At 51.7% G+C, this 13,047-nt stretch carries 12 protein-coding genes; 7 read left to right on the top strand and 5 right to left on the bottom strand.

The window, feature by feature from the left end:
* The 4 genes from ACTF5Z_RS08745 to ACTF5Z_RS08730 all read left to right on the top strand — a co-directional run.
* Nucleotides 1-719: DHHA1 domain-containing protein (locus ACTF5Z_RS08745; RefSeq protein WP_438985299.1), on the top strand; the 719-nt coding region annotated here is incomplete at its 5' end.
* Nucleotides 720-771: 52 nt separating this feature from the next.
* Nucleotides 772-1,870 (top strand): peptide chain release factor 2 gene (gene prfB, locus ACTF5Z_RS08740; protein WP_438985298.1). Its coding sequence is split into 2 segments (ribosomal slippage): nt 772-843 and nt 845-1,870, totalling 1,098 coding nucleotides; the frame shifts between segments, so codons are not numbered across the junction.
* A 9-nt stretch (nt 1,871-1,879) separates the two neighbouring features.
* On the top strand, nt 1,880-3,364 hold the full coding sequence (gene lysS / locus ACTF5Z_RS08735) for a lysine--tRNA ligase (protein ID WP_438985297.1): 1,485 nt from the start codon (nt 1,880-1,882) through the stop codon (nt 3,362-3,364).
* A gap of 57 nt (nt 3,365-3,421) precedes the next feature.
* A complete protein-coding gene (locus ACTF5Z_RS08730) occupies nt 3,422-3,988 on the top strand; it encodes a hypothetical protein (protein ID WP_438985296.1) in 567 nt (188 codons plus the stop codon).
* Here ACTF5Z_RS08730 and ACTF5Z_RS08725 read toward each other — a convergent pair.
* From ACTF5Z_RS08725 to ACTF5Z_RS08715, 3 genes are read right to left on the bottom strand one after another with little or no spacing between them, the layout of a single operon-like run.
* Entirely contained in the window at nt 3,939-5,465 is a 1,527-nt protein-coding gene (locus tag ACTF5Z_RS08725; protein ID WP_438985295.1) for an ATP-binding protein, read from the bottom strand. The genes ACTF5Z_RS08730 and ACTF5Z_RS08725 overlap by 50 nt on opposite strands.
* Nucleotides 5,462-5,830, bottom strand: a complete 369-nt coding sequence (locus ACTF5Z_RS08720; RefSeq protein WP_423849248.1) for a response regulator — start codon at nt 5,828-5,830, stop codon at nt 5,462-5,464. Before ACTF5Z_RS08720 ends, ACTF5Z_RS08725 begins: the two co-directional genes overlap by 4 nt.
* A gap of 1 nt (nt 5,831) precedes the next feature.
* Entirely contained in the window at nt 5,832-7,268 is a 1,437-nt protein-coding gene (locus ACTF5Z_RS08715; RefSeq protein ID WP_438985294.1) for an adenylate/guanylate cyclase domain-containing protein, read from the bottom strand.
* Between the two features lie 194 nt (nt 7,269-7,462).
* Between ACTF5Z_RS08715 and ACTF5Z_RS08710 the strand changes: the two genes are divergently transcribed.
* On the top strand, nt 7,463-8,110 hold the full coding sequence (locus tag ACTF5Z_RS08710) for a Crp/Fnr family transcriptional regulator (RefSeq protein WP_423849250.1): 648 nt from the start codon (nt 7,463-7,465) through the stop codon (nt 8,108-8,110).
* Here the strand turns inward: ACTF5Z_RS08710 and xseA are convergent.
* On the bottom strand, nt 8,100-9,470 hold the full coding sequence (gene xseA, locus ACTF5Z_RS08705) for an exodeoxyribonuclease VII large subunit (RefSeq protein ID WP_438985293.1): 1,371 nt from the start codon (nt 9,468-9,470) through the stop codon (nt 8,100-8,102). The genes ACTF5Z_RS08710 and xseA overlap by 11 nt on opposite strands.
* A gap of 79 nt (nt 9,471-9,549) precedes the next feature.
* Between xseA and guaB the strand changes: the two genes are divergently transcribed.
* Both guaB and guaA read left to right on the top strand, forming a co-directional pair.
* Nucleotides 9,550-11,019, top strand: a complete 1,470-nt coding sequence (gene guaB / locus ACTF5Z_RS08700; protein WP_438985292.1) for an IMP dehydrogenase — start codon at nt 9,550-9,552, stop codon at nt 11,017-11,019.
* A 47-nt stretch (nt 11,020-11,066) separates the two neighbouring features.
* Nucleotides 11,067-12,644 (top strand): glutamine-hydrolyzing GMP synthase, encoded by a 1,578-nt coding sequence (guaA, locus tag ACTF5Z_RS08695; protein ID WP_438985300.1) that lies wholly within the window; start codon nt 11,067-11,069, stop codon nt 12,642-12,644.
* A gap of 196 nt (nt 12,645-12,840) precedes the next feature.
* On the opposite strand, the gene ACTF5Z_RS08690 is transcribed toward guaA, so the two are convergent.
* A partial coding sequence (locus ACTF5Z_RS08690) for a helix-turn-helix domain-containing protein (RefSeq protein ID WP_438985291.1) occupies nt 12,841-13,047 on the bottom strand: 207 nt, incomplete at its 5' end.

The raw sequence follows: 13,047 nt of genomic DNA, 5'->3' as shown, positions 1-13,047 counted from the left end.
CGCAGCTGCCGGCCTTTGAGTCGGGCAAATTGCCCGCCGCCATTACCTTATACGATGCCTCGTGGCATCAGGGCGTGGTCGGTATCTTAGCTTCTCGTATCAAAGAACAATACCACCGCCCAGTGATTGTGTTTGCCAATGACGGTGAAAAGGCGTTAAAAGGATCTGCACGGTCGATTGAAGGGGTGCACATCCGCGATGTTTTAGATTCGATTGCCACCATGAATCCAGGACTCATTTCTAAGTTTGGGGGGCATGCGATGGCGGCTGGTCTTACGATACCTGCTTCCGCGTTAGAGGCTTTTGGTCAGGCATTGGATAACTTTCTTGAAGAAAATACGCCTCCTGAACTGTTTCACCCCGTTAAGCTCAGCGATGGTGCCTTAAGTGAGTCCGATTTCTCTTTGAGCGTAGCGCAAGAACTCAGACTCCTGCAGCCTTGGGGGCAGCAGTTTCCAGAGCCTCTGTTCGATAATGAGTTTCGAATTGTCGAGCTTCGAATTCTATCGGGTCAACACGCAAAAATGCGTCTGGAATTGGCATCTTCAAACGCAACGCTCGATGCTATTGCCTTTAATGTCGATGTCGATTTTTATCAGGCTAAGCTTGGACAGACGCTGCGGTTTCTGTATCGCTTAGATGTCAACGAATTTCGAGGGTTAGAATCTCTGCAAATGATAATAGAATATGCAGAAAGACCGCTTGAACATTCACTCTGAGGTCAGGCTAGGGTAGACTAGCGCCCCTTGAATTTAGCGCACAGGCCTCGGTATGGAAACCAACCCTCTGTACAATCAACTCGAAGATATTCGCGCGCGCACAGACGTGCTCAGGGGGTATCTTTGACTTTGATGAGCGTAAAGAGCGTTTAACCGAAGTTGAACTGGAGTTGGGTGAGTCCAATGTATGGGATGACCCCGAACGCGCCCAAGCCCTGGGTAAAGAGCGGGCGGCACTGGAAGCGATCGTTGGATCTATCGAGACTCTCACCGAGGGCGCGAATGACACTGGCGATTTACTGGATTTGGTGGTAGCCGAAAACGACGTGGATTCGTTAGAGGACATAAAGTCCGAAATCCAGAAATTGATAGAGATATTAGATGCACTAGAATTTCGACGCATGTTCTCGGGCGAGGTCGATGAGAACAACGCTTACCTCGATATTCAATCGGGGTCTGGCGGCACCGAAGCACAGGATTGGGCTGAAATGCTGCTGCGGATGTACTTGCGCTGGGGTGAGGCGAAGGGCTTTAAAACCGAGCTGATTGAATGTTCGGCGGGTGAAGTCGCTGGTATTAAAAGCGCGACTATCAAATTTGATGGCGACTACGCCTTTGGTTGGTTGCGCACCGAAACGGGTGTGCATCGCTTGGTTCGTAAGTCGCCTTTCGACTCGGGTAACCGGCGTCACACCTCGTTTGCGTCAGTGTTCGTATCCCCAGAGATTGACGACAATATCGAAATTGAAATTAACCCGGCCGATCTGCGAGTCGATACTTATCGAGCCTCGGGTGCGGGTGGGCAACACGTCAACAAGACCGATTCGGCCGTACGTTTAACTCACCTACCCACTGGTGTTGTGGTGCAGTGCCAAACGGAGCGCTCGCAGCATCAAAACCGCGACAACGCCATGAAATTACTGCGTGGTAAACTCTACGAACTCGAAATGTTAAAACGCAGCGAGAAACAACAAGCGTTAGAGGACTCTAAAGCCGACATCGGGTGGGGTAGCCAAATTCGCTCCTATGTACTTGATCAATCTCGCATTAAAGACCTGCGAACGGGCGTAGAAACCTCAAATACCCAAGCGGTATTAGATGGTGCAATTGATATGTTTATTCAAGCCTCTTTGAAGAGTGGCTTAAGCTAAGGAAATATTATGTCTGAACAGGTGAAACCCCAAGATGAGAACAAGCTTATTGCCGAGCGCCGCCAAAAGTTGGCGAGTCTGCGTGAGCAGGGCGTAGCCTTTCCCAACGATTTCCGGCGTACGGCCTACGCCGGTGATTTGCAGACCCAGTTTGGCTCAGAGAGCAAAGAAGCGCTGGAGCAAGCAGACCAGCAGTTTGCTGTTGTGGGTCGTTTGATACGTAATCGTGGCGCCTTTTTGCTGATTCAAGAAGAGAGTGGGCAAATTCAGCTTTACATCAATCGCCAGGCCTTGAGCGAAGAAACGCTTGCTCAAATTAAAACTTGGGACTTGGGCGATATTGTTGCCGCCAAGGGTCCTTTGCACAAGTCGGGCAAGGGTGATTTGTACATCAATATGGAAGAGGCGCGACTGCTGACCAAATCGCTGCGTCCACTACCCGACAAATACCACGGTTTGGCAGACCAAGAACTGCGTTATCGCCAGCGCTATGTCGACTTGATCGTTAATGACGACGTTCGTTCTCGCTTTAAATTGCGTTCAAAAATTGTGGCCTATATTCGCGATTTCATGGAAGAGCGCGGTTTTATGGAAGTCGAAACTCCGATGATGCAGGTGATTCCTGGCGGTGCGACTGCAAAGCCCTTTGTGACGCATCACAATGCGCTTGATTTGGATATGTATCTTCGTATCGCGCCCGAGCTGTACTTGAAGCGTCTAACCGTGGGTGGGTTTGAAAGAGTATTCGAGATCAACCGCAACTTCCGCAACGAGGGTTTGAGCACACGGCATAACCCAGAGTTTACGATGTTAGAGTATTACTGGGCCTACGCCGACTACCGCGATGCTATGCTGCTAACCGAGCAGATGTTGCAGGGTTTGGTGGGCGACGTGCTGGGGGCAACCACCATCGACTATCAGGGTCACTCCTTGGATTTTTCTGGGGAGTTTGACCGCTTTACGGTGTTCGATTCGATTTTGGCTTACAACCCGACTCTCAGCGCAGAGCAGTTAGCTGATATGGCTCAAGCGTGTGTTTTTGCCGAAAGCTTAGGTATCGAAGTCAAGCCGACATGGGGGCTTGGTAAAGTACAAATCGAGATCTTCGAAAAAACGGTAGAACATCGACTGATTCAGCCTACCTTTATCACGGCTTATCCTACCGAGGTGTCGCCTTTGGCTCGCCGTAGCGACAGCGATCCGTTTGTGACCGACCGGTTCGAGTTTTTTGTGGCTGGGCGAGAGCTCGCCAATGGTTTCTCTGAATTGAACGACGCCGAAGATCAAGCCGAGCGCTTCAAAGCACAAGTCGCCGAGAAGGATGCCGGTGATGAGGAAGCCATGCACTACGATGCTGACTATATTCGAGCACTAGAATACGGCATGCCGCCAACGGCGGGAGAGGGGATCGGAATCGATCGCTTAGTCATGTTGCTTACGGATAGTCCATCGATTCGTGACGTGCTTCTGTTCCCGCACATGCGTCCTGAGTAATTTGGTAAAGCGTTAAAGTCGGTGTAGACTCGTGGCACAACCCACTGGAGCAGTGTATTGAGATTAATCAGTATCGGCATAGGATTTGTTCTACTGTCGGCCTGTGCGGCGACGCCGCCAAAATCTGACACGCCCGAGCCGCGGCCAGAGATTGTGCTGAATTTGCCGGCGGCGTCAACTTGCGCGTGTGACCCAGGTGGCGCAGACGATGACGCAGGCGTGACGTTTCTCGAAAAAGGCATCGATGCCCTGACGCTCGGCGACCACATAAGTGCAGTGCAATATTTTCAGCGACATCAGCGCATAGAGCGCACCGAGGCAGCGGCCTGGGAAACGGCTGTTGCCATCGCGTTTATCAGCACCTTGCCCAGTAGCCCTTTTTTTGAGCCTCAGTCCAGTAGGGCTAGTTTTGAGCGTTTGAGTAAGCAGTATCGTGCCGATATGCAGGTACACTCCGGTGTGCTGTTGATGCGAGATTCTCTCGAAATGTTCGTCAGTATGCTTGATCACGCAGACGATTTGCGTAGGCAAGCGGATGGCCTGCAGGACGATCTAGACAAGCGCGAAAAGGCTCTCAAGCGTCTTCGGGATCTAACTCTAGGTTCACGGGAAGAGTCACAATAAACGAGCTGCCCACATTGGGTGTGCTCGACGCTTTGATGTCGCCACCCAGCATGCGGGCAAATTCTTGACACAAAGACAGGCCTAATCCTGTCCCGCCATAACGGCTACTCGTGCTGCGCTCCGCTTGCTCAAAGGCTTCAAATATTCGCCCAAGCTGTTTATCCGTCATGCCAATGCCGGTATCCCGCACTTCGATCCAAATGTGTTCTTGGGAATCAGTAATGCCGGCCCTAATGGTGATTGATCCGGCCTCCGTGAATTTGTTGGCGTTGCTCAATAAATTAGTCACAATTTGGCGGAACTTAGTGGCGTCGGTGTGAATGCGGGGTAGTGGGCCTTGAATACCCCAACACATCTCGTTGCCCTGAGTATTCAGTAGCGGCGCCATCGAGTCGGCTACCGTGTGCAAGGTCGCAATGGGGTCGAAGCTCTCGGGATGTATGGTCATCTTACCCGTTTCGATCTTGGCTAAATCAAGAACATCGTTAATCAGCGTCAGCAGCTGACGCCCGGAAAAAACGATTTTAGTGAGATCCTCTTGCAGTTGGTCTTTGTTTATCGCCTCGCCGTCGTTCACCTCCTCCTGAATCATCTCGCTATAGCCGATAATGGCGTTCAGAGGCGTCCTTAATTCGTGCGAGACGTTGGCTAAAAAGGTGCTTTTGGCGGCGTTGGCGGAATCGGCCTGTTCTTTGGCCATTTGGACTTCGCCGATGGCGTTGGCTAACTTTTCTGACATGTCATTGAAGGCGCGGCCCAAATCGGCGAGTTCGCCGGATTGGTCTGCCGTTTGAATGCGAAAGCTCAGGTCGCCCGCACCGATCAGCTCGGTGCCTTTTTGGAGCCGCTTGAACGAGCGGTTGGTATAGCGAACCAGAATAAACCCAAGCAAAAAAGTGAGGAACAGGGTGGTTATAAAGGCCAGTACTGTGATGCGGTCGGTCAGTTTAATGGTGCTATCAATGATGCTGGCTCGCTCAACCGCGAGCTTGCTTTGCTCCTGCTTTAAAGCGTCCAGGTGCTGATTGGTCTCGAGATAGAGCAGGGGGTTTTCGACATCTATGTTGAGTTCTTCCTCGTTGTAGCCCCCGTAAAATCGCGTCCATTGCTCGAGGAGTTGATCGTTAGACCTTTTCAAATTCTGGTAGGTCTGCTCGGTATCATCCCAGCTTAGGCGGCCGAGCGACAGTACCTTGCGATTGATGCTTTCGATGTTGTCCAGCGCCGCTTGTTGTTCGCTCGCGCCGAGTTTGTCGCCCGTAGTCTCTTTTAGCAGGGCGAGAACCAGAACCTGCTGTCGCTGGTCTTCGAGTAAACGCTCTATTTCATCCGATAATTGACCCGCGCGGACTGAGTCGCGATAGGCGATCATGCTCTCGTTTCTGGCCAAACTGCCCCAGAAATGTGTGCCTACGTTAACGCATAGCAGCGCTAAAATGGTAAGCATGGAGACGATAAGGCGTTTACGCAGACTCATGGGTTGAGCAGTCCTGCGATTTTTTCAAGTAGCACTGGGAAGTCTATCGGTTTTGTTGCGTAGTCTTTACACCCTGCGTCCAGCGCCTTTGCGAGCTCTTGCTCAAGGGCGTGGGCGGTTAGCGCCAGCATCGGAATATGAGCAAGATCGGGATCATTGGCCGCTATTTTGCACGCCTCCCAACCGCTTAGGACCGGCAGGTTTAGGTCCATCAAAACCACGTCGGGCTGGTGTTGTCGCATTTGCTCGAGGGCTTCTAGTCCATCTTCTGCGATCAGGACCTCGAAGCCTTTGCGCAAGAGTCGTCGCGTTAACATGTCGCGATTCAGTTCGTTGTCTTCGACTAAAAGTAACTTCGTGCTCATCTTAATGCTGCCACTCGACGCCAAAAACGCGCACCGGCGCGCCTAGACCCTTTAATGAGTGTGTACCTTTATCACGCAGTTGGTCGGTGTTAGGCAGCGCCTGCATCGTGGTCTCGGAGATCAAAATTTCGTTGGCCTCGCACAGGTCCTCAATGCGCGAGGTGACGTTCATTGGTGTGCCGACAAAGCCGTATTTTGCGCGTCGGTCCGAACCAATATTGCCCGCTACCACGGTGCCCGTATTAATCGCGATGCCCGTGCTGATTTGCGGTAAATCCGAGGTCTGGTGTTGCCGATTCACCGCGGCGACCGCCTTTTGCATTTCAATGCTACAAGCCACCGCACTTTGAGCGTGATTTGGGTCGTCTTTTGGTGCGCCGAATACGGCGAGAATGGCGTCCCCTAAAAACTCATCGATAGTACCGTTGTGGCGCATGATAATCTCAGTCATGGTGCCGAGGTAGCCGTTGAGTAGCGATACAACCTGCTCGGGTGGCATTTGCGAGCATAGTTGGGTGAAGCCTCGGATATCGGCCATTAAGATGGTGACTTCTTTTAGATCGCCACCTAGGCGCAGGCCCTCGGGTTTTTCTAAGATGTCCGCCACTATTTCGTCCGTCAGGTACCGTCCGAAGGTGGCGCGAATAAATTTTTCGCGCTGTTCGAGCTGATGTAAGTAGTTCACCTCCCGATCATGCCACTGCTTGCGTTCAAGGCCCGCTGCAATTCGCGCATGCAGTAGCACGGAATTAAAGGGTTTGAACAGGTAATCGTCGGCGCCTGCGGTAATGCACTCGATAACCGAGTCCAACTCTTGATGCCCGGAGATGACAATGACAGGGATGGAACGAAGTTTTGGATCCGCCTTAATTTTGGTCAGGGCTGTCTTGCCACCCATACCGGGCATGGATAAATCGAGTAGCACAACGTCGATCGATTGGGAGTTAAGATGTTCTAGAGCGGCCTCGCCGCTGTCAGCAGTGTAAACAGTGTGACCAACGCGGCTCAGCAAGCGTTTAAGTACTGCACGATTATCGTTTTGATCGTCGACTACAAGAATACTGCCAACATTTGCATTGCGGGGTTCAGATTTGTAGGAAGGGCTCGCTTTCGCCACGGCTTCCGGGGTTGCACTGAGCTCGCGGATGGCAGCCACCAGCTCCGTCAGGCCATGCTGGAGCGCTTCTTGAGTTGTGTTACCCAGCTCTTCGAGCAAGATTTCCGCATAGCCGCAAGCGCTGGTGTAGTGATTGAGCAGGTCGTGCCGGCTTAATGTTTGCGTATTATTGGTCTCTAAGGCCGATAACGACCTTGCCAGCAGCGTGCTCTCTTCGAGTAGATCGGCGTTGTCGAGCGACGCGAGGCTATCCTGGAGTAGCTCGCTGAGTTCTACAATTCGCTGGGTCGATAGAGCTGTCGCAGTGCTGGCTGAACTCATGGGTGCCTGTTTTTACATTCTTTGACGCAGTATACCCCGCTTATCTTCTGCATGAAAACGCGTGATTTTCGACAGCGTGATTGTCTAGGCTGGCAAGAAAATACTAACAAACAGCTAAGCGGGTGTGCGAATCGGTCGGATTGCGTTAAACTGCTCTCAATGAGGGGTAACCCTACAGAACGGACGAGGCATTAATGCTAGAAAAAGTGGAACTGTTTCAAGGGCTGAGTGCAGAAGAACTGGCCGCCCTGAGCAAGACGTCATCCGAGCGATCTTTTCCCAAGAACACCGTTGTCATTCACGAAAATGAGCCTGCAGACTCTTTGTTCGTGATTGTTTCGGGCAAGGTCAAAGTTTACTGTAGTGACAAAAACGGCAAAGAGTTCATTATGAACACTCAGGGCCCTGGTGATTACTTCGGTGAACTGGCTCTAGTCGATGATTCGCTGCGGTCTGCATCTGTTCGCACGGTAGAAAAAAGCGACTTCGTGGTGATCTACAAAGACGACTTTAACGCGGTGCTGGCGGCCCATCCGAACATTGCTAAAAGTCTGATCCGCAACTTAGCACAGCGTGTTCGTAAATTGACGGCTGACGTAAAAAGCCTCGCACTTCAAGACGTCTATGGTCGGGTTGCTAACGTGCTGATGGATTTATCCGAGGAGCGTGGCGATGGCACGTTGTTTATTCCCGACAAACTCACTCAGCAAGATATCGCCGATCGGGTTGGTGCCTCACGCGAGATGGTTGCACGAATTTTAAAAGATTTGACGATTGGTGAATATATCCGCTTTGAAGGGCGTCACATCGTTATCAATACGCGCCTGCCAGCTAAGTATTAAGCGGGTTTACCGCACTGACTTCAAAATTGATTTGGCCATCCTTTAGGGTGGCCGAACCCTTGGCCTTCTCTGCAAAACCTGAAACGCCAGTGACCACTTGCCCGTCGGCATCTCTAAGTATCGCATAGCCTCTATCGACGGTGCGCATGGGGCTCAAGCTGTGCAGCACATACTCAGTCTGCTTATGTCGGCCAGTGTGTGCGCTCAGGAGACGTTGCTGCCCACTTATTAAGCGCGTTTGTAATTTGAGTACTTGCTCATTCAAAGCCCGTAAGTTGCGAGCGGGACTGTGCCAGCTCAGGCGCTTAAATAATTGTTGATATTGCGCCGTTTTTTGCTGCGTTAAACGAGATTGTTGTGCTTTGAGTCTGAGTTCAAGCTCGTCGATACGCAAAACTCTTTGTTCGATCAGTTCGCCAGGGTGTCGGAGTCTGGCTCGACTATTTCGAAGCTCAGTGCCTTTGGTTTTAAGAATGGCCGTATAGCCTTTTGAAAGTCTGACCAGGGCTTCGTGAATCCTTGACGGGGCCTTACTGTGGTCGGGTGACGCCATGGCTGCCGCGGCGGAAGGGGTTGGAGCGCGAGCATCGGCGACCCAATCACAGATTGTAAAATCTGTCTCGTGCCCGACGGCACTGATGGTGGGGATTTTATACGCAGCGATCGCGCGAGCCAACTGTTCATTATTAAAAGCCCATAGGTCTTCGAGCGAGCCTCCACCGCGACCAATAATGACAAGATCAATGGGTGCCGTTTCGTGGAACCGTGCGAGCTTGTGCAAGGCATACGTGAGTCCTGCGGGCGCCTCGGCGCCTTGCACAGGCGTATCTGCGATAATGACTTCAAGCCCAGCCCAACGGCCGTGGAGTACACTTAAAATGTCGTGTAATGCCGCGCCTTTTGCTGAGGTGATTACGCCGATGCGCTTTACCTGGCTCGGTATCGATTTTTTTCGCTCAGGCGCAAATAGGCCCTCGGCCTCAAGTTGGGCTTTGAGTTGTATAAACGCCAATTGCAGGTCGCCGGTGCCAGCCGGTTCGATGTACTCGCCAATCAGCTGAAATTCGCCGCGCCCCTCGTACAAAGACACCTTGGCACGAAGGCGGACCTTGTCGCCATGTTTGGGGATAAACTTTAAAAATTGATTGCGATTTTTGAACATCGCACAACGTACTTGAGCGTTGTCATCTTTGAGGCTGAAGTACCAGTGGCCCGAACTTGCCCTGGTAAAGTTCGAGATTTCGCCGACAACCCAAAGGATTTGGAAGTGGCCTTCCAGTAATCGTCGGGCAGCGCCGTTCAGTGCGCTCACGGTGTATTCTTGCGTGTCCGCGTTATGTGGCTGAAAGTTGCCGACCATGATGCTTTTCGTTTCCGTTTATGTGTACAAACGCGTATAATTGCAGGTTTACCGAATTTCCGCCAGCAGGAGTAAAGCTATGCTGCGAATAGAGCAAGAAGCACTGACCTTTGACGATGTGCTGCTTCTTCCTGGCTACTCAGAAGTAGTTGCTTCTGACGTTAGCCTAAAAACACGATTAACTCGCGGTATCGAACTGAATGTCCCCCTAGTTTCTGCCGCCATGGACACAGTGACAGAAGCGCAGCTAGCGATTGCGATAGCGCAAGAGGGTGGTATTGGCGTTATTCATAAATCGATGACCATTGAAGAGCAAGCCGCGCAAGTCCGCAAGGTTAAGAAATACGAGAGTGGTGTGGTGAAGTCGCCCATCACCATCCAGAAATCGGCGACTCTAGAAGAGCTTACCGACCTGACAAAAGCCAATGGTATCTCGGGTGTGCCGGTACTAGATGGTAAAGATTTAGTCGGTATCGTCACTCGTCGCGATTTACGTTTTGAAACCGATTTTTCGAAAAGCGTGAGTCAAATCATGACCCCGAAAGAGCAGTTGGTCACGGTCAAAGAAGGCGCGTCCTCTGAACTTGTGCAGCAGTTGTTGCACCAGCACCGCATCGAAAAGATTTTGGTGGTGAACGATGATTTTGAGCTGTGCGGTATGATCACGGTAAAAGATTTCGATAAAGCCGAGAATTACCCCTTGGCTTGTAAAGATGGGCACGGCCAACTGAGAGTGGGCGCCTCGGTGGGTACAAGCCCTGATACGGATGACCGCGTTGCGGCCTTGGTGGAGGCGGGCGTCGATGTCCTCGTGGTAGACACGGCACATGGCCACTCTCGCAACGTATTAAACCGGGTTAAAAAAATCAAAGCGGAATACCCGCATGTGCAAGTTATTGGCGGTAATATTGCCACTGGTGAGGCGGCTATTGCTTTGGCCGAAGCAGGCGCCGATGCGGTAAAAGTGGGTATTGGCCCTGGCTCAATTTGTACGACGCGAATCGTAACGGGTGTGGGTGTGCCCCAAATTACGGCCATCGATAATGTGGTTTCAGCACTAAAAGAATACGACATCCCCGTTATCGCTGACGGTGGTATTCGCTTCAGCGGTGACATCGCCAAAGCCATTGTTGCCGGTGCAGACGCCGTAATGATGGGTAGTATGTTTGCAGGCACGGAAGAAGCGCCGGGTGAAGTGGAGCTGTATCAGGGGCGTACCTACAAATCCTATCGAGGCATGGGCTCGCTAGGAGCTATGTCGCGGACTCAAGGCTCGTCTGATCGCTACTTCCAAGACGCCAGTAAAGGCGCCGAGAAACTGGTGCCAGAGGGTATCGAAGGTCGCGTTCCCTACAAGGGGCCATTGTCCGGCATCATCCACCAACTCATGGGTGGCGTAAGATCGGCGATGGGTTACACCGGAAGCCGCACAATCGAAGATATGCGCACTAAGCCGAAATTCGCGAAGGTCACCGCCGCGGGCATGTCGGAAAGCCATGTGCACGACGTCGCCATTACCAAAGAAGCACCTAATTACCCCGTTCGTTAATTAAAGCGCGGCATCGCCGCGCTTACATTGAGATTACTGCCCCAATGATCACTGCTGACATTCATGCTCACCGAATATTAATTCTCGATTTTGGTTCTCAGTACACCCAGCTGATTGCGCGCCGTGTTCGCGAAGCCGGGGTTTACAGCGAGATCAAGCCGTACGACATGTCTGAGCAGGCTATTCGCGACTACGCGCCTGCTGGTGTGATCTTGAGCGGTGGCCCCGAGAGTGTCGGTGCTGACAACTCGCCGCGAGCTCCCGAGTGTGTCTTTGATTTGGGCGTGCCTGTATTGGGAATCTGCTACGGCATGCAAACCATGGCAGAGCAGTTTGGCGGTAAAGTTCAGGCGTCGGATACCAGTGAGTTTGGTTACGCGCAAATTGAAGTGATTGCGGAATCGGCTTTGCTGCATGACATTCGTGATCACGTGGGCATTAGTGGCGCGTCCTTACTAGACGTTTGGATGAGCCACGGTGATAAAGTGGTTCAGGTGCCCGCTGACTTTGAGGTGATTGCGAAAACAGAATCTTGTCCGATAGCGGCTATGGCTCATCGGTCTAAACCTTTCTTCGGTATTCAGTTTCACCCCGAAGTGACGCATACCCTTCAGGGTCAGCGTTTGTTCGAACACTTCTTACTCGAGATTTGTGGGTGCGAAGCCCTATGGACGCCAGCGAATATCGTTGAAGATGCCATAGCTCGCGTGAAAGCTCAGGTCGGTGGCGATAAGGTTCTGCTGGGTCTGTCGGGCGGTGTTGATTCGTCGGTCGTTGCGGCGCTGTTACACAAGGCAATCGGGGACCAGTTGACCTGTGTTTTCGTTGATAATGGCTTGTTGCGCTTAAACGAGGGCGATCAGGTCATGGCCATGTTTGCTCAAAATATGGGCGTAAAAGTCATTCGTGCCGATGCTGAAGATTTGTTCTTAGGCAAGCTAGAAGGGGTGTCCGATCCGGAAGCCAAACGTAAGATCATTGGCAATATGTTTATCGAGGTATTCGACCAAGAAGCAACGAAATTGACCGACGTAAACTGGTTGGCTCAGGGGACGATTTACCCCGATGTCATCGAGTCGGCCGGTGCCGAAACAGGTAAAGCACATGTGATTAAATCGCACCATAACGTGGGTGGTTTGCCTGAAGACATGAAAATGTCGCTGGTGGAGCCGTTGCGCGAATTATTCAAAGACGAAGTGCGCAAAATTGGTCTTGAGTTAGGTTTGCCTTACGACATGGTCTATCGCCATCCATTTCCAGGCCCTGGATTGGGCGTCCGTATTTTGGGTGAGGTTAAAAAGCCTTACGCAGAGCTGCTACGTCGAGCTGATGCGATCTTCATTGAAGAGTTACACAAAGCCGATTGGTACCACAAGACGAGTCAGGCTTTTGCGGTATTTTTGCCCGTTAAATCGGTCGGCGTGGTAGGCGATGGTCGTCGCTACGAGTACGTGATTGCTTTGCGCGCGGTAGAAACCATCGATTTTATGACGGCACGCTGGGCACACTTGCCTTACGAACTGCTGGAAACCGTCTCTAATCGTATCATTAACGAGATTTCCGGTATTTCGCGCGTGACTTATGATGTGAGCTCGAAGCCACCGGCAACAATCGAGTGGGAATAATGGGGTGGCTATAAGCTATTGATTTATATAGGTTTGTGAGTTGCAAAGAAGTTACAAAGAGCCCCATTTTTGGGGCTTTTTTACAAGCGAAGTTACAAACGGTAGCGATTACTGCACATCATAAGTATCATGTATGCGTCCCAAGGTTATCTGAACATGATACCCATAGGTTGGGGCTTACAGGAAAGTTTAATCGCTATAGCTCCTCCGCCCCAGGCGGGGAGATACTCGCCCTCCAGAGACTTGGGCTCTTGCCTTGCCATCGGCTGAATGCCTTTCGAAAATTGGCTTCGTCGCTATAGCCGCACCGTTCTGCTATTTCACTCACCGGAAGGCGTGTGTTCTCCAGGTACTCGCAGGCCAGCGAACTTCGGGTCTGGTCGAGCAGGCGCTGGAAACTGGT

The organism is Aequoribacter sp. (assembly GCF_965659035.1).
Lineage (GTDB): Bacteria > Pseudomonadota > Gammaproteobacteria > Pseudomonadales > Halieaceae > Aequoribacter.
The sequence above is the reverse complement of the archived record's forward strand: the minus strand, read 5'-3'. Positions and strand labels throughout refer to the sequence as shown.